Source organism: Aquisalimonas lutea, assembly GCF_030409225.1.
Lineage (GTDB): Bacteria > Pseudomonadota > Gammaproteobacteria > Nitrococcales > Aquisalimonadaceae > Aquisalimonas > Aquisalimonas lutea.
On record NZ_JAUFPK010000005.1, the window covers coordinates 176,932 to 196,517 of the forward strand.

Annotated in this window: 24 protein-coding genes; 21 read left to right on the forward strand and 3 right to left on the reverse strand. The window is 71.3% G+C overall.

What is annotated here, in order from left to right:
• Positions 1 to 12 precede the first annotated feature (12 nt).
• Positions 13 to 474 carry an ATP-dependent zinc protease family protein gene (locus tag QWY84_RS14955; protein WP_290203626.1) on the reverse strand — a complete coding sequence of 154 codons (462 nt, stop codon included), beginning with the start codon at positions 472 to 474 and terminating at the stop codon, positions 13 to 15.
• Between the two features lie 283 nt (positions 475 to 757).
• Between QWY84_RS14955 and glyA the strand changes: the two genes are divergently transcribed.
• The 18 genes from glyA (at position 758) to QWY84_RS15045 (ending at position 15,563) form a co-directional block, all read left to right on the forward strand.
• Positions 758 to 2,023 (forward strand): serine hydroxymethyltransferase, encoded by a 1,266-nt coding sequence (glyA, locus tag QWY84_RS14960; RefSeq protein WP_290203627.1) that lies wholly within the window; start codon positions 758 to 760, stop codon positions 2,021 to 2,023.
• Positions 2,024 to 2,035: 12 nt separating this feature from the next.
• On the forward strand, positions 2,036 to 2,509 hold the full coding sequence (gene nrdR / locus QWY84_RS14965) for a transcriptional regulator NrdR (protein ID WP_290203628.1): 474 nt from the start codon (positions 2,036 to 2,038) through the stop codon (positions 2,507 to 2,509).
• The gene (gene ribD / locus QWY84_RS14970) at positions 2,506 to 3,630 is read left to right on the forward strand and encodes a bifunctional diaminohydroxyphosphoribosylaminopyrimidine deaminase/5-amino-6-(5-phosphoribosylamino)uracil reductase RibD (protein WP_290203629.1); all 1,125 of its coding nucleotides are present in this window, start codon (positions 2,506 to 2,508) and stop codon (positions 3,628 to 3,630) included. Before nrdR ends, ribD begins: the two co-directional genes overlap by 4 nt.
• Positions 3,631 to 3,633: 3 nt before the next feature.
• Positions 3,634 to 4,296: a riboflavin synthase gene (locus tag QWY84_RS14975; protein WP_290203630.1), complete on the forward strand. Its 663-nt coding sequence runs from the start codon at positions 3,634 to 3,636 to the stop codon at positions 4,294 to 4,296.
• A 43-nt stretch (positions 4,297 to 4,339) separates the two neighbouring features.
• The gene (ribBA, locus tag QWY84_RS14980; RefSeq protein ID WP_290204050.1) at positions 4,340 to 5,455 is read left to right on the forward strand and encodes a bifunctional 3,4-dihydroxy-2-butanone-4-phosphate synthase/GTP cyclohydrolase II; all 1,116 of its coding nucleotides are present in this window, start codon (positions 4,340 to 4,342) and stop codon (positions 5,453 to 5,455) included.
• A 48-nt stretch (positions 5,456 to 5,503) separates the two neighbouring features.
• A complete protein-coding gene (ribH, locus tag QWY84_RS14985; RefSeq protein ID WP_290203632.1) occupies positions 5,504 to 5,971 on the forward strand; it encodes a 6,7-dimethyl-8-ribityllumazine synthase in 468 nt (155 codons plus the stop codon).
• Entirely contained in the window at positions 5,971 to 6,501 is a 531-nt protein-coding gene (gene nusB, locus QWY84_RS14990; protein WP_290203634.1) for a transcription antitermination factor NusB, read from the forward strand. Before ribH ends, nusB begins: the two co-directional genes overlap by 1 nt.
• A gap of 35 nt (positions 6,502 to 6,536) precedes the next feature.
• Positions 6,537 to 7,508: a thiamine-phosphate kinase gene (thiL, locus tag QWY84_RS14995; protein WP_290204051.1), complete on the forward strand. Its 972-nt coding sequence runs from the start codon at positions 6,537 to 6,539 to the stop codon at positions 7,506 to 7,508.
• Between the two features lie 17 nt (positions 7,509 to 7,525).
• Positions 7,526 to 8,029, forward strand: a complete 504-nt coding sequence (locus QWY84_RS15000) for a phosphatidylglycerophosphatase A family protein (RefSeq protein WP_290203635.1) — start codon at positions 7,526 to 7,528, stop codon at positions 8,027 to 8,029.
• Positions 8,026 to 8,943, forward strand: a complete 918-nt coding sequence (locus QWY84_RS15005) for an aq_1923 C-terminal domain (protein WP_290203636.1) — start codon at positions 8,026 to 8,028, stop codon at positions 8,941 to 8,943. The genes QWY84_RS15000 and QWY84_RS15005 overlap by 4 nt, the downstream gene beginning before the upstream one ends.
• Before the next feature lie 4 nt (positions 8,944 to 8,947).
• Complete coding sequence (locus QWY84_RS15010; RefSeq protein WP_290203637.1) at positions 8,948 to 10,237, forward strand: putative PEP-binding protein; 1,290 nt, start codon at positions 8,948 to 8,950, stop codon at positions 10,235 to 10,237.
• A complete protein-coding gene (locus tag QWY84_RS15015; RefSeq protein WP_290203638.1) occupies positions 10,237 to 10,587 on the forward strand; it encodes a TraR/DksA family transcriptional regulator in 351 nt (116 codons plus the stop codon). Before QWY84_RS15010 ends, QWY84_RS15015 begins: the two co-directional genes overlap by 1 nt.
• On the forward strand, positions 10,587 to 11,015 hold the full coding sequence (locus QWY84_RS15020) for an NUDIX domain-containing protein (RefSeq protein ID WP_290203639.1): 429 nt from the start codon (positions 10,587 to 10,589) through the stop codon (positions 11,013 to 11,015). The genes QWY84_RS15015 and QWY84_RS15020 overlap by 1 nt, the downstream gene beginning before the upstream one ends.
• A gap of 79 nt (positions 11,016 to 11,094) precedes the next feature.
• Positions 11,095 to 11,859 carry a DUF1499 domain-containing protein gene (locus QWY84_RS15025; protein WP_290203641.1) on the forward strand — a complete coding sequence of 255 codons (765 nt, stop codon included), beginning with the start codon at positions 11,095 to 11,097 and terminating at the stop codon, positions 11,857 to 11,859.
• A gap of 284 nt (positions 11,860 to 12,143) precedes the next feature.
• Positions 12,144 to 12,935 (forward strand): metallophosphoesterase, encoded by a 792-nt coding sequence (locus QWY84_RS15030; protein WP_290203642.1) that lies wholly within the window; start codon positions 12,144 to 12,146, stop codon positions 12,933 to 12,935.
• A gap of 20 nt (positions 12,936 to 12,955) precedes the next feature.
• Positions 12,956 to 13,261 carry an MTH1187 family thiamine-binding protein gene (locus QWY84_RS15035; protein ID WP_290203644.1) on the forward strand — a complete coding sequence of 102 codons (306 nt, stop codon included), beginning with the start codon at positions 12,956 to 12,958 and terminating at the stop codon, positions 13,259 to 13,261.
• Positions 13,258 to 14,511, forward strand: coding sequence for a DUF445 domain-containing protein (locus QWY84_RS15040; RefSeq protein WP_290203645.1), 1,254 nt, complete (start codon positions 13,258 to 13,260; stop codon positions 14,509 to 14,511). Before QWY84_RS15035 ends, QWY84_RS15040 begins: the two co-directional genes overlap by 4 nt.
• 221 nt (positions 14,512 to 14,732) lie before the next feature.
• Complete coding sequence (locus QWY84_RS15045) at positions 14,733 to 15,563, forward strand: ion transporter (protein ID WP_290203646.1); 831 nt, start codon at positions 14,733 to 14,735, stop codon at positions 15,561 to 15,563.
• Positions 15,564 to 15,620: 57 nt separating this feature from the next.
• On the opposite strand, the gene QWY84_RS15050 is transcribed toward QWY84_RS15045, so the two are convergent.
• Positions 15,621 to 16,082 (reverse strand): ProQ/FINO family protein, encoded by a 462-nt coding sequence (locus tag QWY84_RS15050; protein WP_290203647.1) that lies wholly within the window; start codon positions 16,080 to 16,082, stop codon positions 15,621 to 15,623.
• 141 nt (positions 16,083 to 16,223) lie between these two features.
• On the opposite strand from QWY84_RS15050, the gene QWY84_RS15055 reads away from it, so the two are divergent.
• The 3 genes from QWY84_RS15055 to QWY84_RS15065 all read left to right on the forward strand — a co-directional run bounded on the left by QWY84_RS15055 (position 16,224) and on the right by QWY84_RS15065 (position 18,179).
• Positions 16,224 to 16,910, forward strand: coding sequence for a zinc metallopeptidase (locus tag QWY84_RS15055; RefSeq protein WP_290203648.1), 687 nt, complete (start codon positions 16,224 to 16,226; stop codon positions 16,908 to 16,910).
• A gap of 101 nt (positions 16,911 to 17,011) precedes the next feature.
• On the forward strand, positions 17,012 to 17,542 hold the full coding sequence (locus QWY84_RS15060; RefSeq protein WP_290203649.1) for a macro domain-containing protein: 531 nt from the start codon (positions 17,012 to 17,014) through the stop codon (positions 17,540 to 17,542).
• A gap of 1 nt (position 17,543) precedes the next feature.
• Positions 17,544 to 18,179: a PilZ domain-containing protein gene (locus QWY84_RS15065; protein ID WP_290203651.1), complete on the forward strand. Its 636-nt coding sequence runs from the start codon at positions 17,544 to 17,546 to the stop codon at positions 18,177 to 18,179.
• 38 nt (positions 18,180 to 18,217) lie between these two features.
• Here QWY84_RS15065 and QWY84_RS15070 read toward each other — a convergent pair whose 3' ends face one another.
• Positions 18,218 to 19,525 carry a hypothetical protein gene (locus QWY84_RS15070; protein WP_290203653.1) on the reverse strand — a complete coding sequence of 436 codons (1,308 nt, stop codon included), beginning with the start codon at positions 19,523 to 19,525 and terminating at the stop codon, positions 18,218 to 18,220.
• Positions 19,526 to 19,586 lie beyond the last annotated feature (61 nt).

Sequence of the window (19,586 nt, forward strand, 5' to 3'; positions counted from 1 at the left end):
CTGCTCCGTGGGTCAGGTAGCGGCCTCCGGTCCCCCGGGCGGCCCGCAGATGAACGAGGCGGACGGGTCGACCAGCAGTCGGCCACGCATGGCACGCCGGCCGAGCAGCATACGAAACCCCATGGTATCGCGATTGGTCAAGGTCAGATCGATGGGCCAGCGTACGCCGTTGAGCAGGATCGTGGTACGGATCACGGGGCGGTACTCGCGGTGCCCGGTGGAGCTGGTGATCGCACGGTCGCCGACGAGATCGGCGACACAGGCGATGGTGGGCACGCTGCGCCGCTGGAACGGGTGGATCTCGAACGCCACGCGGCGGCGCCCGTTATCGCTGAACCGGACGACGTGGACGGCGTGCAGCGCCGAGGTGCGGGCGCCGGTGTCGACCTTGACCTTGATCTTCGGGATGTTCAGGTCCGGAAGGCCGGCCCACTCCCGCCAGCCGACGGTGACCCGGGGGGTTCGTTTCTTCATTGCGCGGTGCCCGTGCCGGTGTTTCCGCCCTTGTAGAGCAAAGCGCCCGCACGGGCAACCCGCCGCCGGCGTCGCGCAGGGGTAACGGGATGTCCGTGCAGATGCAATGGCAATGCGGTAAGGTGATAGGCTTACTCCACGACGATCCGCAAGCGACCGCTGCAGGCGCCAGGCGCCGCCGGTCGGCGTTCACCTGATTGGCAGCCGCGCCCGTGGCCGCAAGTGCCGAGCGGGTGCGCCGGGCCGTGGTACACAGTTTCTTTGGCAACATTGAGGGAGCCGCATGTTCAACGAAGACATGAACATCGCCAGCTTTGACCCCGAGCTCTGGGACTCCATGCAGAAGGAGAACCAGCGCCAGGAAGAGCACATCGAGCTCATCGCCTCGGAGAATTACGCCAGCCCCCGGGTGCTCGAGGCCCAGGGCAGCGTGCTGACCAACAAGTACGCCGAGGGCTACCCCGGCAAGCGCTACTACGGCGGCTGCGAGTTCGTCGACGAGGCCGAGCGCCTGGCCATCGAGCGCGCCCGGCAGCTGTTCGGCGCCGACTACGCCAACGTCCAGCCGCACAGCGGCTCGCAGGCCAATGCCGCGGTCTACCTCGCGCTGGCCTCCCCGGGCGATACCATCCTGGGCATGAGCCTGGACCACGGCGGCCACCTGACCCACGGTGCCAAGGTCAACTTCTCCGGCAAGATCTTCAACGCCGTGCAGTACGGCCTGGACCCGGCCACCGGCGAGATCGACTACCAGCAGGTCGACCAGCTGGCCCAGGAGCACAAGCCGAAGATCATCGTCGCCGGCTTCTCCGCGTATTCCCGGATCGTGGACTGGGCGCGCTTCCGCGAGATCGCCGACAAGGTGGGCGCCTACCTGGTGGTGGACATGGCCCACGTGGCCGGGCTCATCGCCGCCGGCGTCTATCCCAACCCGGTGCCCTACGCCGACGCCTGCACCACCACCACCCACAAGACCCTGCGCGGCCCGCGGGGCGGTCTCATCGTGGCCCGCGAGAACCCGGAGATCACCAAGAAGTTCCAGTCGCTGATCTTCCCGGGCACCCAGGGCGGCCCGCTGATGCATGTCATCGCCGCCAAGGCCGTCGCCTTCAAGGAGGCGCTGGAGCCGGAATTCCGCGAGTACCAGCAGCGCGTGGTGGACAATGCCCGGGTGATGGCGGAGACGGTCCGCGAGCGCGGCTTCGACGTGGTCTCCCGGGGCACCGACAATCACCTGTTCCTCATCGATCTGGTGGCCAGGGGCCTGACCGGCAAGGACGCGGACGCGGCCCTGGGCGAGGCCCACATCACGGTGAACAAGAACACCGTGCCCAATGACCCGCAATCGCCGTTCGTCACTTCCGGGCTGCGTATCGGCACGCCGGCGATCACCACCCGCGGCTTCGACCAGGACGACGCCCGGCAGCTGGCCCACTGGATCTGCGACGTGCTCGACAACATGTCGGATGAAGCCACCATCCGGCGCGTGCGCGAGCAGGTGCTGGAGATCTGCCGGCGCAAGCCGGTATACCGGCCCGGGCAGGGCTGATCGAGGGCGTTCATGCGGTGCCCGTACTGTCAGGCGCAGGATACGCGGGTGGTCGACTCCCGCCTCGCGCGGGAGGGCGACCAGGTGCGTCGGCGGCGCGAGTGCGGGCACTGCGGTGAGCGCTTCACCACCTTCGAGACCGCCGAGCTGCTCATGCCCCGCATGGTCAAGCAGGACGGCACCCGCGAGCCCTTCGACGAGGACAAGCTGCGCACCGGCATGCTGCGGGCGCTGGAGAAGCGCCCCGTGGATACCGAGCGCGTCGAGGCGTCCATCCACCGCATCATCCGCAATATCCGCGCCCGGGGCGAGCGGGAGATTGCCACCCGGGACGTGGGCCACTGGGTCATGGAGGAGCTGCGCGAGCTGGACAAGGTGGCCTTCGTGCGCTTCGCCTCCGTTTACCGGAGCTTCGAGGATGTCAGCGCCTTCCGTGAGGTGATCGAGGGGCTGGAAGACTCTTCCTCCGCGACGGACGAGCCATGAGCGGCAACGGATTCACGGCGCAGGACCATCAGTGGATGGCCCGTGCCCTCCGGCTCGCCGAGCGTGGCCGCATGTCGGCCCGCCCGAATCCCCGTGTCGGCTGCGTCCTGGTCCACGACGGCATGGCGGTGGGCGAAGGCTGGCACGCGCGCGCCGGCGAGCCCCACGCCGAGGTGTACGCCCTGCGGGCCGCGGGTGCGGCCGCCGCCGGGGCGACCGCCTACGTAAGCCTGGAGCCGTGCTCGCACCACGGACGTACGCCGCCCTGCGCCGATGCCCTGGTCGAGGCCGGTGTCGCGGAGGTGGTGGTGGCCATGCGCGATCCCAATCCGGCGGTCGCCGGGCGCGGGCTGGAGCGCCTGCGCGGCGCGGGCGTCGCGGTGCGCGAGGGCCTGCTGGAGCCCCAGGCCCGAGCCTTGAACCCGGGCTTCGTCCGGCGCATGGAGGCGGGGCGCCCCTGGGTCCGGTGCAAGCTCGCCGCCAGCCTGGACGGGCGCACCGCCATGGCCTCCGGCGAGAGCCGCTGGATCACCAGCGCCGCGGCACGCGCCGATGTCCACCGCTGGCGGGCGCGCTCCTGCGCCATCGTCACCGGCAGCGCCACGGTACGGGCCGACGATCCGGCGCTCACCGTCCGCGATGTGGCGGATGCCGAGCAGATCCCGCCGCCCCTGCGCGTGGTCCTGGACACCGGCCTGGTGACGCCGCCGGACGCCGCCATGCTGAGGCAGCCGGGGCCGGTGCTGATCGTCACCGCCGCCGACGCCCCGGAGCGACGCGCGGCGCTGGAAGCGGCGGGGGCGGAGGTCGAGCGCCTGGCCGCCGGCACGGGCGGGCTCGATCTCGACGCCGTGCTGGCGCGGCTGGCACAGCGCTCGGTCAACGAGGTCCTGGTGGAGGCGGGGCCGACCCTGGCGGGCGCGTTCCTGGCCCGGGGCCTGACCGACGAGCTGATTCTCTACCAGGCACTGCATCTGATGGGGCACCAGGGCCGGCCGCTGATGCACCTGCCCGGCCTGGATGCCATGGCGCAGCGTCAGCCGCTGGAGCTGCTGGACGTGCGACAAGTCGGTGCCGACCTTCGTATCATGGTACGACCGGGATCACGCGCAGGGAGCTGAACCATGTTTACCGGGATCGTGCAGGCGCTGGGCCGCATTCAGGGGCAGGAACGCCGGGGGGACGACGTCCGGCTGCGCGTGAGCGGCGGCGGGCTGTCCCTGGACGACGTGGCCGTGGGCGACAGCATCGCCGTCAACGGCGTCTGCCTGACGGCGGTCGCGGTCGCCGCGGAGGCGTTCGAGGCGGACGTGTCCGTGGAGACCCTGGATCGCACCAGCCTGGGTGGGCTCGGGGCCGGCAGCCGCGTGAACCTGGAGAAGGCGCTGACACCGGCGACGCCCCTGGGCGGGCATCTGGTCAGCGGTCACGTCGACGGCCTGGGCACCGTCGAGGCGTGCCACCCGGACGGTCGTTCCTGGCGCTTCCGGTTCCGGGCACCGGACCGCCTGGCACGCTACATTGCCGAGAAGGGATCCATCTGCGTCGACGGGGTCAGCCTCACCGTCAATGCCGTGGACGGTCCCTGCTTCGAGGTCAACATCGTGCCCCATACCATGGACGCCACCCGCTTCGGCGAGTATCGTTCCGGCCATTCAGTGAACCTGGAAGTGGATCTGATTGCCCGGTACCTGGAGCGCCTCATGCTCGGGGAGCAGGCGGCGGCACCCGGCGCTTCCGGTATTACCCGCGAATTTCTCGCCCGCAGCGGTTTCCGCACCGATTGACCACGACGGGAGTGTCCGCATGTCCGGCGACAGCAATGACGGCATGGCCATGAACAGCATCGAGGAGATCATCGACGACCTGCGCCGGGGGCGCATGGTCGTCATCATGGACGACGAGGATCGCGAGAACGAGGGCGACCTGGTCATGGCCTCCAGCATGGTGCGGCCCGAGGATATCAACTTCATGGCCCGCTACGGCCGCGGCCTGGTGTGCATGACCCTGACCCGGGAGCGCTGCGAGCAGCTGCGCCTGCCGCTCATGGTCGGCGGCACCGACCGCGCGCAGAGCACCAACTTCACGGTCTCCATCGAGGCCAGCAGCGGGGTGACCACCGGCATCTCCGCCTCGGACCGGGCGCGTACCGTGCAGGCCGCGGTCGCTCCCCGGGCCAAGCCGGAGGACATCACCCAGCCCGGGCACATCTTCCCGGTCATGGCGCAGCCCGGCGGCGTGCTGACCCGCGCCGGCCATACCGAGGCCGGCTGCGACCTGGCCCGCATGGCCGGCTTCGAGCCGTCGTCGGTGATCGTGGAGATCCTCAACGAGGACGGCACCATGGCCCGGCGGGACGATCTCGTCGCCTTCGCCCGGGAGCACGACCTGAAGATCGGTACCGTGGCCGACCTCATCGCCTACCGGGTCCGCAACGAGCGCACGGTGGAGCGCGTCGCCGACTGCGAGCTGCCCACCGAGTTCGGTCCGTTCCACCTGTACGCCTACCAGGACAACGTCGACGACGCCCTGCATTTCGCGCTGGTACGGGGCCGCCCGGAGCCCGATACCCCGGTGCTCGTGCGGGTGCACCTGCAGAACACGCTCTCGGACATGTTCGCCAGCACCGGGCCGCTGTGCGGCTGGCCCCTGCGCGCCGCCCTGCGCCAGGTGGCCGCGGCGGGCGAGGGCGTCATCGTCGTCCTGCGCGGCGGCGAGGACGACTCCGCCATCCTCAAGCGCATGCACGAGTACCACCGCCAGCCGGACGGCGGCGAGGAAGACAGCGGCGCCCAGGGCAGCGCGGATCTGCGGACCTACGGCAAGGGCGCCCAGATCCTCACGGATCTCGGCGTGCGGCGCATGCGCGTGCTGAGTGCGCCCAAGCGCATGCACGCGCTGTCGGGCTTCGGCATGGAAGTGGTTGAATACGTGGATCCGGAGTAATCCCGGCTGCCCCCGCGGGAGCCGACAACGAACGGCGGGATGGATGACATGAAGACGATCGAGGGGGATTTCACCTCCGTGGACGGGCGCTATGCCCTGGTGGCCACCCGTTTCAACGGTTTCGTGGTGGACAGCCTGGTCAGCGGCGCCGTGGACGCGCTGCAGCGTCACGGTGTCGGCGACGACCGGCTGACGCTGATACGTGCCCCGGGCGCCTGGGAGCTGCCCCTGGTGGTGGACCGTGCGGCTGCCTCCGGCCAGTACGATGCCATCATCGCGCTGGGCGCGGTGATCCGCGGCGGCACCCCGCATTTCGACTACGTCGCCGGCGAATGCAGCAAGGGGCTGGGCCAGGTGACCCAGCAGCGCGGCCTGCCCGTAGCCTTCGGCGTGCTCACCGTCGACTCCATCGAGCAGGCCATCGAGCGCGCGGGCACCAAGGCTGGCAACAAGGGCGCCGAGGCAGCCATGTCGGCCATGGAAATGGTCAGCCTGCTGCGCCGTCTCGAGGCCTGATGTCACACCGCAACCAGGATCACAACCGACAGCGCCGGGCGGCCCGCCAGCGCGCCCTGCAGGCGCTGTACCAGTGGCAGCTCACGGGGCAGAGCGCGCGCGAGATCGAGCTGCAGTTCCTGCCCGAGCAGGACGACAGCGCGCCCCGCGAGAAGCCGCCGGCGGTGGAGCCGGACCGGGAGCTGGAGGAAGCCCTGGACATGGCGGACACGGACCTGGTGCTGTTCCGGGAGCTGCTGCACGGCGTGCTGGACCGGCTCGAGGAATGGGACGAGCAGATCACGCCCCACCTGGATCGGGCCATGGCGAGCCTGGACCCGGTGGAGCGGCTGGTGCTGCGCATGGGGGCCTACGAGCTCAGCGAGCGCCCGGATATTCCGTACCGGGTGGTCATATCGGAGGCCGTGGAGCTGGCCAAGGCCTTCGGCGCCGAGGCCAGCCACAAGTACATCAACGGCGTTCTGGACAAGGTCGCCCGCCGGCACCCGCTGCGTGCGGCGGAAATCGAGCGGCGCGGCTCCAGGCGCTGACGCCTCTGCCGCTGCGGGGTGATGCGAACGTGGGCATGACGGAACGCGAGCTCATACGGACGTATTTCGGCGACATCGGCAGCCGCCGCGACGACGTGCTGGCCGGCATCGGCGACGACGGCGCCGTGCTGCAGCCGCGCGCGGGCGAGTCCCTGGTCATGGCCACGGATACGCTGGTCGGCGGCGTGCACTTCCCCGTGGATGCGCCGGCGGCGGCCGTCGGCGAGAAGGCCCTGGCGGTGAACCTCAGCGATCTCGCTGCCATGGGCGCGGAGCCGGCCTGGTTCCAGCTGGCGCTGACCCTGCCGGAGGCGGATCACGCCTGGCTGCAGGGGTTCTCGGCCGGTCTCGCGGGGCTGGCGCGATACCACCAGGTGCGGCTCGTGGGCGGCGATATCGCCCGGGGCCCCCTGAATATCTGCGTCCAGGTGGTGGGCTTCGTGCCCGTCGGCGGCGCCCTGCGGCGCCGCGGGGCGCGTCCGGGCGATGCCGTGGTAGTCAGCGGCAGCCTCGGCGACGCCGCCCTCGGCCTGGCCTTGTGGCAGCGCCGGGCGGACCGCGATGACGCCAACGTCGCCTATCTCCTGGATCGCCTGCACCGGCCGGTGCCGCGGGTGAGCCTGGGGCAGGCCCTGCGGGGCCGTGCCACCGCCGCCGTGGACGTCTCCGACGGGCTCGCCGGCGACCTGGGCCATCTCCTGGAGGCCAGCGGTGTCGGCGCGACCGTGGACGTGGACCGCTTGCCGCTGTCCGAGCCGGGGCTGCGCTTCGGCGGCCGCCAGCAGCAGTGGCGCACGGCGCTCACCGGCGGTGATGACTACGAGCTGTGCTTCACGCTGCCGCGCTCCCGGCTGCACGAGCTCGACGGCCTGGCCAGCCGCCTCGGGGTCGCCCTGACCCGGATCGGCACCGTGCAGCCGCGCGCCGGCCTGCGGCTGCGGCACGCCGATCGCACGCCGGTGGTCCTGGAGGACAGCGGCTACCAGCATTTCTCCGAGGCCGACTGATCTCCCCGGGGGAATCCATGGCGGAATCCGGCATCCATCGTTCCCTGCGGGGCCGCGTGCGCTGGCGCGACCCGGTCCACATCCTGGCGCTGGGGGGCGGTGCGGGGCTGTCGCCGTGGGCGCCGGGGACCGCCGGGACCCTGGCGGCCATTCCCCTGTACGGCCTGCTGCTGCTTGCCCCCGGCTGGCTCTACGGCGTCCTGGTCGTCGCCGCCGCGGTGGCGGGCCTGTGGATCTGTGACCGGGCGGCGCGGGATTTCGGCGTCCACGACCATCCGGCCATCGTCTGGGACGAGGTCACCGGCTTTCTTGTCACCATGGCCGCGGCCCCGGCGGGGTGGCCCTGGGTGGTGGCGGGCTTCGCGCTGTTCCGTCTTTTCGATGTCGTCAAGCCGTGGCCCATCGGCTGGCTGGATCGCCGCGTCACCGGCGGCCTGGGGATCATGGCCGACGACGTCCTGGCAGGCGTCTATGCGGCGGCCTGTCTCGCGGTCCTGGCCCGCCTCGGGGGAGCTGCATGACGCGCATGGTCCGCACGGCGCTGCTCGTGATCGTCCTCGGGGTGCTGGCGGGCGCGGCCCTACTGGCTGGGCAGCGCTACCTGGAAGACCGCGTCGGGCACGCCGTCGAGACGACCCTGACGGAGCTGCCCGGCATCCTCCGGGTGACCTACGGGGGCGTCCGCGTCGACGTCGTCGACCGGACGGCCGACGTGCATGACCTGACCCTGGTCGCCGCGGCGGGCGGGCCCGCGTTCCGGGTTCGCCGGCTGCATGTCCGCGACTACCGGGCCGGCGAGCGCCTGCCGGAGCGCCTGGAGGTGGAGCTGCACGACGTTGAGTGGGTCCGGGGTGGTGACGCTTTCATCCATCGACTGCTGGAGGATGCCCTCCAGGGGCCGGTTCTCGGCGACGTGTCCCTGGCCATGCGCGTTGACGCGGACTCCGGCCGGGTGAGCCTGGAACGGCTGGTCGTGGCCCTGCTGAGCGGCGACGAGCTCCGGGTCCGGGCGCACCTGCGGCCGGCCACCCGGAAAGCCTGGTCCGGGTGCGGCGGCTCCCTGTGCGCGCCGGTGCTGGAATGGCTGGATGCCCGCTGGCACGGCGGTGACCTGGTCCGTTCCCTTCTCGGCCGCCTGGCCCGTCAGCGGGGCATGGCCCGTGACACGCTCGTCGCCGTCATCGCCAGCGAGCTCGACCGCGCCACGGCCCAGTGGCAGGGCGCCATGGCCGACGGCAGCGTGGACGCCCTGCAGCGGTTCCTCCGTGATCCCGGCATGCTGCGCCTCCAGGTGGCCCCGGACAACCCCGTCGCCCTGGTGCCGCTGTGGCAGCGCATGCTGGTGAACCCGCCGGGCGCACTGCAGCAGCTGGCCCCGGCCCTCGCCTACCGTGCGACGCAGCATGACCCGGACGACGGGCTCGCCGTAGACTGACTCCATGACCATGCAGGCCATGCCGTACGTGCCCGGTACTGCCCGAGGGGCTCTCAGTACCGATCTCCACGGCGCCACAGCGGATCACGTGCTCCTGGTCGACTACGCCGACCTGGAGCGGTTCACAGCGCGCCCGGCGGGGCTCGTTGTCGTCGGCGGCGCGCCGCTGTCGCACCCCATGAGCCAGCTGCAGGGGCTCGGCATTCCCACGGTGGTGGTGGGGCGCCGCCAGGCGGCGGAGCTGGCCCCGGGGCGGAGCATCCACCTGGACGGCGGTGACGGCGTCCTGCGCACCGAGGGGGACGCGGCGGGCGCGGCAGCGGCGCCGGCGCCGGGGCTCGAGCCCGGTGTCCCCGTGTCGACCCGGGACGGCGTTCCGGTGGAGCTGCGCGCCAGCATCACCAGCCAGCACGGCGCCGGCGAGGCACTGGCCATGGGTGCCACCGGCATCGGCATGGTACGTACGGAATACCTGGTGCCGCCCCACGGGCGGCAACCGGACCGGGCCTTCTACGTGGAGACGTTCGGCGCCCTGTGCCGGGCGGCGGCGCCCCTCGGGGTGACGCTGCGCCTGCTGGATATCTCCGTGGACAAGCGGCCCCCGTGGCTGGGAGAGATGGCGGGTATGGCGGGGCTGCTGGGCATGCAGGGCTCGCGCCTGTTCGGCGTCGAGCCGGTGCGCAGCGTGGTGCGCGCCCAGGCCCAGGCGGTGGCCGAGCTCGCCGCCGCCTTCGATGTGCGCGTGCTCATCCCCTACGTGGCCAGTCCCGAGGAGTTCGCGCACTGGCGCCGGGAGCTGGCGGCGTGGTTGCCGGAGACGGTGCCGGTAGGCATCATGGCGGAGACGCCGGCGGCCGCGCTGGCCATGCCGGAGTGGCGCCGTCACGCGGACCTGGTGTCCATCGGCTGCAACGATCTCATGCAGTGCCTGTTCGGCGCCGACCGGGACATCCCCGAGGTGGCCGGGTACCTGGACCCGTACTCGCCGCCGCTGATGCGGTTCCTGCGGACCATCGGCGAGATGGCGGGCACCCGGCAGGATACGGTGCAGCTATGTGGCCTGCTGCAGCAGCTGCCCGGCGTCCTGCCGCTGCTGCTGGGGCTGGGGTTCCGGCGCTTTTCCATGGCTCCGCGCCTGCTGCCGACGCTGGCGCGGGTCGTGCAACGCACCGACACTCGCGAGGCAGCGCCCCTGGCCCGGGCCGTTTGCGATGCGCCGGATTCCGGCGCCGTGCGCGAGCTCCTGGGCCTGGAGGCGGATACCCGCCCGGCGCTGCCCTGGAGCGCAATGTAATGGCCGACACCCTGGACCCGGAAACCATGCGCCGGCGGTTGCTGGACGAGCGCGACGCCCTTGCCGAGGGAGATGCCATGCGCCGCGAGGGCAGCGCCACGGTGGAGCTGGATCAGACCCGCACGGGCCGCCTGTCGCGCATGGATGCGCTGCAGGGCCAGGCCATGGCCCAGGCGGTCTCCGCCCGGGCGCAGGAACGGCTGCAGCGCATCGCCGCGGCCCTGCGACGCCTGGACGCCGGGGACTACGGCTACTGCCTGGAGTGCGAGGAACCCATCGACATCCGGCGCCTTGGCGCCGACCCGGCCACCTCGCTGTGCCTGGGCTGCGCCGCGGCCCGGGAGCGCTGATGGCCGCTCCCGAGACGCCGCTGCTGACCGCCGACTGCATCATCCGCCTGGACGGCGATCCGCGGCGGGTCGTTCTGGTGGAGCGCGCCCGGCCGCCGCTCGGGTCGGCGCTGCCGGGCGGCTTCGTCGACCGCGGCGAGCGCGTCGAGGCGGCCGCGCGGCGGGAGGCGCAGGAGGAGACCGGGCTGCAGGTCGCGCTGGTGTGCCTGCTGGGCGTCTACTCGGCGCCGGATCGCGATCCGCGCGGCCATACGGCGAGCTGCGTCTACATCGCCGACGCCGGTGGCCGGCCCGTTGCCGATGACGATGCCGCCGCGGTACGCGTCGAAGATCCCGCCCGGGCGACCGGCCTGGTTTTTGACCACCGGCTGATTCTGGACGACTATCTGGAGTGGCTGCGCACCGGCGCCGTGGCGCCGCTGCGGTGACGGCGCCCCCCGCCGGGGCGCCTGCGGCGCGCCGGCGATGGCGCCGGGACGACACAGGACTTCGGGGAGCCTTCGTGCCATGAGCGGCGTAACGCGAACAGCCGGCACCTGGGGGCGAGCGGCCGCCGGGCTCGGTCTCGGCCTGGGTGCGCTGGCCGGGCTGGCGGCTCTGCTGCCCGGCCCCTGGTACCAGCTCCGCTGGCTGAGCCTCGGTGCCGCGTTCACCATGGTCGAGTGGGGCGGCTGGCTGGGCCTGGCGGCGATGGCCGTGGGGCTGGCCGGCGTGGTCCTGGCCCTGGTGGCTCGCCGGCGCGGCCTGGCCGCGGCGGCGGGGCTGGCGGTGGCCATGGGTGCCGCCGGCGCGGCCTGGCCGCTCTACCTGCAGGTGCAGGCCGACGCGGTGCCGCCGATCCACGACATCACCACGGATACCGAGGATCCGCCCGCCTTCGATGCGCTGGTGGACGAGCGCGAGGTGGCCCCGAACGCGGTGGCCTACCCGGGCGGGGAAACGGCGGAGCAGCAGCGCACGGCCTACCCGGATCTCGACTCCCGCGTGGTGGCCGGCGATCTCGAGGCAGTCTTCGACCGGGCCGAGGAAGCCGCCCGGCTCATGCAGTGGCGCATTGTCGCCGCCGATGCGTCCCGGGGTCGCATTGAGGCGGTGGCGACAACGCCCTGGTTCGGCTTCCGCGACGACGTGGTGGTGCGACTCCGGCAGGCCGGGGACGAGGTGGTGATCGATGTCCGCTCGGCCTCCCGGATCGGGCGCGGCGACCTGGGCGTCAACGCCGCGCGCATCCGCGAGTACCTGGCGACCCTGGACGGGCTAGGGAAACGCTGAACAATTCCCGCGTGCCTCTGCGCTCCCCAGCGGCGTTGTGGCAAGGCGGCATTCGCCGTGAATGGCCGTCGCCCTTTACAAGAAGGCCAACGCAGACCACAACGCCGCTGTGGAGCGCCCTTCGGGGCCGAGCAGCGCGGGCGCAGCCGGCGTTGCGTTGCTTGACTGTACCCGCCAGTACAGCGCTGCGCAACGCGCCTTGTCTGCGCCCGCGCTGCTCGGCCAGAGGCGCGCGCGAATTGTTCAGCGTTTCCCTAGTGGCCGAAGACTGAGGAGCGGAGGCCATGCGCATTCAGGTGGTGAGCGACCTGCACAACGAGGTCCTGCGGCACGTCACCGGCGACGAGCCGCCGGACGTGCCGGATGCGGGAGCGGACGTGCTGGTGCTCAGCGGCGACATCGACCGCGGGCGGCGCGGCGTGGAGTGGGCGGCGGAGCAGGGCCGGCGCCTGGGCGTCCCGGTGATCTACGTGGCCGGCAACCACGAGTTCTACGGCGGCCATTACCCGGGCCTGCTGGAGGAGCTGCAGGACGCCGCGCTCGGGACCCGGGTGCACGTGCTCGAGCGCGAGACGGTTACCCTGGACGGGGTTCGCTTCCTCGGGGCCACGCTGTGGACGGATTTTGCCGGTGATGGCCATATCCCGGCGACGCGCTCTATGCCGGTCGCCGGCGAGCTCATGCCGGACTACCGGTGCATCCATACCGGCACGGAGGACGCCGTGCTCACCCCGGAGGAGACCCGCGAGCGCCACCGCGAGACGCGACAATGGCTGTACCGGAACCTGGCCTCGGGCAGCAGTGTGCCCACGGTGGTCGTTACCCACGCGGCCCCGCTGCTGGACTGTGCCCACCCCGGGCACCCCATGGACGAGCTGGCGGCCGCGTTCGTCAGCGATCTGCATCCGCTGCTGGCCGAGACCGGGCCGGAGCTGTGGATCCACGGGCACACGCACGCCAACATCGATCTGTATCATTGCGGGGTGCGGGTCGTGAGCAATCAACGCGGCTACCCGGACGAGACGGTGCCGGGCGAGCCCTTTGACCCGACCCGCATCGTCGAAGTGCCGACCTGACGATCAGGAGGGCCCCTGCCATGCATGTCCATGTGGAATTGTGCGTGATCCCCATTGGTTCCGGTACGTCGCTGACCGCGTACATCGCCGCCTGCCAGGATGAGCTCGAGGCCGCCGGGCTGCGCACGGAGCTGCATGCCTACGGCACCAATGTCGAAGGCGACTGGGATGCCGTGTTCGCGGCGGTGAAGCGCTGCCACGAGCGGCTCCACGCCATGGGTGCGCCGCGCCTGTTCACCAGCCTGAAGGTGGGTACGCGTACCGACCGCCAGCAATCCCTGGACGACAAGGTGGCCAGCGTGCAGCACCAGCGGTCGGGTGGATGACGCCGGCGAGCGAGGATGCGGAACAGCGTCGGGTTCTCGCGCGCCATCGTCGGGTGGCCACCGCCGCCCTGGTGGCGGCCGGAGCCGTGTACACGGCCACGCAGCTCGTCCCGGACCCGGGATACGGCTGGCTGCTGCTGCGCGCGGGTGCCGAGGCCGGGCTGATCGGCGGCGTCGCCGACTGGTTCGCGGTGACCGCGCTGTTCCGGCGCCCGCTGGGGCTGCCCATCCCGCACACGGCCATCGTCCCCGCCAGCAAGGCCCGGCTCGGGCGCGGGCTGGGCCGCTTCGTGGCGCGCAATTTCCTCGACCAGGACGTGGTGCTTGCCCGCCTGCGCGGGGCGGACCCGTCGCTGTACCTGGGCGGCTGGCTGGCGCGCCGGGACAACGCCGAGCTGGTGGCGGACCGCTTGCTGGCCCTGGCCCCGGACGTCATCAACGCCTTCCAGGACCAGGAGGTGCGGGGCTTCTACCGCGATGCGCTGGCGGCCCAGGCGCGGCGCATGGACCTGGTGCCGGTGGTCGAGCGCCTCCTGCGCGTGTTCATGGCCAGCGGCGAGCACCAGCGCCTGTTCGACCGCTCCCTGGGCATGGTGCGCGCGTTCCTGCTGCGCAACCAGGAGCACATCCGCGAGCAGGTCCATGCCCGCAGCCGCTGGTGGGTGCCGCGCCGCTTCGACCGGCGGCTGGCCGACGCCATCATCGAGGGGGTGGAGGAATGGCTCGGCGAGCTGGCGCAGCACGATCATCCCGTGCGGCAGGATTTCAACCGGGCGGTGGCGGAGCTGCCGGGCCGGCTGCGCCATTCGGACGCGTTCCGCGCGCGGCTGGACCGGCTGCGCGAGCAGCTTCTCGCCAGCGAGGAGCTGCAGCGGATGCTGGAGACGCTCTGGGACGACCTGCGCCAGGCTATGCTGGACGGGGCCCGGTCCGGTGACTCGGGCTTCCGCGAGTCGTTGACCCGCAGCCTGCAGCATTTCGGCCACACGCTGCAGACCGACCCGGCGGCGCGGGCGCGCCTGGACGAGCGCCTGGAGGCGTTGCTGCGCGAGCTGGTTCTGCCGTTCCGCGACGCCATCGGTGCCTTCATCGAGGACGTGGTCAACGAATGGCCCGCGCAGAGCCTGGTGGAGCGCCTGGAGCTCGCGGTGGGCCGGGACCTGCAGTACATTCGCATCAACGGCACGCTGGTCGGGGCGCTGGTGGGCATGGTGCTGTTCGTGGTGACGGGATTCGTTTTCGGGCATTGAATTATCCGTATAATGCCGCCGTAGCCGATATCCGCGGCGCTTCAGTCGGCCTTGATCCGGGACGCCGGTGCAGTCGATCCGGTCACGGACGTGCCGTGAATACGTCCATGTAGGCTCGACTGCGGCCGTCCTGGCCGCAGACGGTCCGTGACCGGACCGACTGCACCGGCATTGTCGGCGCCGTCGGGCGCGCGCCATCACGGGGCAGTAGAGGGAGTTTCATGGAGTACAGCGCATCGTGGGGACTGAGAAGCCGGCTCGGTGCGTGGATCGAGCACCGTCGGGTGCAGACCTTCATCATCGTGCTCATCTGCATCAACGCGGTCACCCTGGGCCTGGAGACCTTCGACGTGGTCCAGCGGCACTTCGGGGGCGCGCTGGCGCTGCTGGAGAGCGCCGTGCTGGCGGTGTTCGTGCTGGAGATCGTGATCAAGCTCGTGGCGTTCGACTACCGCTTCTTCCGGGACGGCTGGAACGTCTTCGACTTCGCCATCGTGGGCATCTCCCTGATGCCTGCCTCCGGGCCGTTCACGGTCCTGCGTGCCCTGCGCATCCTGCGGGTGCTGCGGCTGGTGGCCAAGGTGGGCCGGCTGCGCATGATCGTGGAGTCGTTGCTCCGGGCCATCCCCAGCATCGGCTGGATCGCCTTTCTCCTGGGGCTGGTATTCTACATCTTCGGCGTCATCGGCACCAAGCTCTTCGGCGACGGCTTTCCGGACGACTTCGGCCACCTGGGCCTGACCCTGTACTCGCTGTTCCAGGTCATGACCCTGGAGAGCTGGTCCGAGGAGATCGCGCGCCCGGTGATGGAGCAGCACCCGCTGGCGTGGGTCTATTTCATCAGCTTCATCATGCTGTCGGCGTTCACCGTGCTGAACCTGTTCATCGGCATCATCGTCAACACCATGCAGGAAGGGCACATGGAAGAGGCCGACGCCAAGCGGCGTGAATCGGAGCAGAAGGCGCACTGGGAGCGCGAGCGCATGCTGCGGCTCATCGAGGAGCTCCACGAGAAGGTGGAGCGGCTGGAGCAGCGTGACGACCGACGCTAGTGTCGCGTCCCGGGCGTTCGTGCGATTGATGGGGCCCCCGCGTCGGGTGGCCGCGGCTCAGCCGTTGAACTTGCGGGCCAGCGCCTCGAGCTTCTGCTGCTTGCGCTCTTCGGCGGTCGGCTTGCGGGGCTTGCGGGGTTTTTGGGCCCGGCGTTTCTCCGCCTGGCGCTTCTTCTGCTCGTCGCGCCGCTGCCGGGCGTACGCCACGGCCTCGTCGCTGACCGGGCCGGCGTCGCTGCCGTCCAGGTGCACGCGTTGACGCCGCTCGATGGTGGCATCCAGGTAGGCGGGCGAGCGGGTGTACAGGGCCAGGGCCTGGCGCACGAGCCAGCCGGGCGTGTCCCGGAGTTCCTCGTGCCCGGCCAGGGCCTGCCGCAGTTCCTGCTGCATGCCGATGGCCAGGGGCTGGATGCGCTCGCGGTCGCGGCAGAAGCACTCGGGATAGAGCTGGATGAGCTGGTCGAGAAACGCCCGGGTGCGCTCCGCACGCTGGCGCTTCTGGTTCTCGGTGGTTGCCATGTCTGCTTCCTGTACGGCCCCCTGTATCCGCCGGACGGCGCCGAGCCCGTCCTGCGCCAGGCTTTCGCCTCGCGTTCCGAAGGGTGGTAAAACCGAACAATACCTGTAGTGGGGCCGGTATGCGAACCGGAGGACACTAGCGTGATCGCAGTACTCGTACTTGCCGGCATCATTGTCCTGGCGGCCGGGTTTCCGGCCTGGTGGGTGCGCCGTGTCATGAGCCGCTACCGCCGCCCCGGCGACCGCTATCCGGGAACGGGCGCCGAGCTGGTACGGGATCTTCTCCAGCGCCTGGAGCTGACGAACGTCACGGTCGGGATCACGCGGCAGGGTGACCACTATGACCCCGCGGGCAAGTGCATCCGGCTGAGTCCCGAGAATCACGACGGCCATTCCCTGACTGCGATCACCGTCGCCGCCCACGAGGTGGGTCACGCCGTGCAGGACGCCATCGGCTATCGCCCGCTGCGCTGGCGCAGCCACCTGGTTCGCTGGGCGAACGCGGGGCAGCGCGTAGGCGCCGCCGTGCTGTTCGGGCTACCGGTGATGCTGTTGGTGACGCGCTCGCCGGCGGTGATCCTGCCGGCGACGGCGCTGGGACTGGCGGGCCTGGCCACCGGCATCGTGGCCCATCTGCTGACCCTGCCCACGGAGCTCGATGCCAGCTTCCGCCGAGCCCTGCCGCTGCTGGAGGCGGGCTACCTGCGCACGGAGGATACCCCCCACGCCCGCCGCATCCTCCGTGCGGCTGCCTTGACCTACGTGGCCGCGGCGGCGGTGAGCGTCGTCAACGTCTGGACCTGGTTGCGCCTGCTGCGTCCGTGGTAACGGCTTCGCGGGGCCGGTATGCGAGTATGTTCAGTGTCCTGGGAAGGGCTGCTATGCTGGAACGAGTTTCCGGTATTGCCGCAGCAGTGGAGGTGGCAATCATGGCACGCAGCGCTGCAGACGTGGAAGCGACGACCGGCGATATCGCGGCGCAGGGTGATCTGGACGCCGTGGTCAATGCGGCCAACGCCGAGCTCATGCCCGGCGGCGGCGTGGCCGGCGCCATTCACCGGGCCGCCGGCCCGGAGCTCGCCGAGGCGTGCCGCCCCCTGGCGCCCATTACGCCGGGCCAGGCCGTGGTGACCGAGGCGTTCCGCCTGCCCAATCGCTGGGTGATCCACTGCCTCGGCCCCCGCTACGGGATCGATGAGCCGGCCGATGGTCTCCTGGCCGACTGCTACCGCAATGCCCTGCGGCTGGCGGAGGAGTACCGCATGGAGTCGGTGGGGTTCCCGGCCCTGTCCACCGGGGCCTTCGGCTACCCGTTCCGCGAGGCCGCACGGGTGGCGGTGGATACCATCGACGAGACGCTGGCGGGGCTGGAGACGCCGCCGCGGCTGGTTCGTTTCGTGTTCTTCTCGGATCGGGACCGCCAGGAGTTCGAGGCGGTCCGCAACGCAGGGGGAGGGTGATATGGCGGGTAACGATACCGGCAGCATGCTGACCGCGGACGAGCGTCGGTTCCTGCGTGAGCTGTTCGCGGAGTCGGCATCGGCGGACTCTTCGGTGCCCGAGCGGCAGCTGGTGATCGAGGCCGAGGAGGGCCAGGACGATTTCCTGCGCCACCTCACGGAGTCCGGCCGCGTGCGCCTGCTGGTGGATGACGACGACAAGACCTTCCAGTACACCCTGCACCTGGATCCGGACACGGCGGACGCCGGCGCCCTGCGCCTGCGGGCCCGGTATCCCGTGCTCATCGACCGGCGCGGCCGGGCCCGCAGCCTGCGCGTGCGCCCGCGCGAGGGCGAGGTGCGCGTGCGGGATGCCTCCGGCCGCCTCCAGCATCCGGACGTGGTGGATATCTCCACCAGCGGGATCTATCTCAGCGACAGCAGCGCCCGGGGGCTGTCCAGCGGCGTGCGCTTCTCGGGGCTGGACCTGCGCCTGCCCAATCATGAGGCCGTGCGGGTCGGCGGCCGGGTGGTGCGCGTGCGCCGCTCCGGCTCCGGGGTGGGCCTGGCCATGGAATTCGACCGGCGCCAGCTGGACCGCCAGAGCCGGACCGCCCTGCGGCGCTACGTCTTCGAGCGCTACCGGAATCACGCCTGACGCTCCACGCGGCCGCCACGGGCGGTTGGTACAGGACGCTAGATCCCCAGCCACCCGGCCAGTGCGGTCAGGGCGATGCCGCACAGAGCGAGCATCCACAGGGTGTAGCCCAGGTTCCACCGGGCAATGACCAGGCCATCCACTCCGTAACGCCCCTGGAACGCCAGGGTCAGTCCGGACAGGGGGCTGACGCACACGCCCAGTCCCCAGCCGTACAGGAAGGTCGCCGCCAGCAGGCTGTGGTGCGGGTCCAGCGGCTCCAGCAGGGCGCCGAAGGTGGCGACGCTGATGACCGGGTGGACGCCCACGGCGGCCAGGCTGATCATCAGCACCAGGGTCATCCAGGCCTGGACGGCGCCGAAGGTGTCGAAGGGAACCCAGCCCTGGGTCGTCGCCAGCGCGCTGGCGAGCCCGGCGGCCAGCACCCCCGCGCCGAGGAACAGCGCCAGCTCGTTGCCCATGCGCGGCAGGTTCTCGTTCACCTGCTGGCGCAGCGCCCGGCGCCCGGAGCGCCCCTGCGGGATCAGCACCAGGATGGCCAGAAGCGGGGCCAGCAGGGTGATCAGGGCGATGACCGAGACCTCCGGATAGACAAAGTGCAGGCCCAGAACCGTGGCCGCGAGGGCGCCGGGCAGCACCAGGCTGTCGTAGCGCACGGGGTAGCCCGGCAGGCGGCTGTCAACGTGCCGGCCGACCGTCCAGTAGGTCCCGAGCAGAGCCGCCCCGGCCAGGGGCAGGCCGGTGGCCAGCAGGTGGACGGGCCGGGCGTCCGGGGCGAAGGCCAGGGCCGCGGCCATGGCGGCGAAGAAGGGCGACCAGAACGCCGCCGCCGAGAAGCTGCGGGTCAGCAGGACGGTGAGCTCCCGGGGCATGCCGGCATGGCGCGCCAGGCGGTCGCCGACGATGAACACCGTGGACAGGTTGATGACGGCGCCGAACAGGTGCGTGCCGATCTGGGTGTTGCGGAACGCCACCGGACCCCGCGGCGGCGGCCGGTCCGCCGATTGCCGCGGCAGGGCGACCAGCTGCAGGAAGCTGACGCCGATGAGAAGGGCGATCAGCCCGCTGTTGGCGGCCACCGCGCGTTCCCAGTCCACGCTGACGCCGCGGGTCGCGCCCCAGGCCAGGCCGAGGGCCCCCGCCAGGATCAGCCCGCCGGCCTGCCACAGGGAGCGGCGGGCGAGATCGGGCAGGAGCAGAACGCACGCGGCCCAGGCGGCGGCGCCGGCGACGGGCCGGAGCGCTGGGGCCTGCAGCGCCGCCAGGACCACCAGGACGGCGGTGACGACGAGAAGCCATCCGGCGGCACGGCGGCGGAGCGGCTGCGATGGGAGGAGCTCGGACATGCGCGGGATTATACCGGCGTGGTTGACGGGTGACAGGCGCAAGCCTACATTATATGACAAT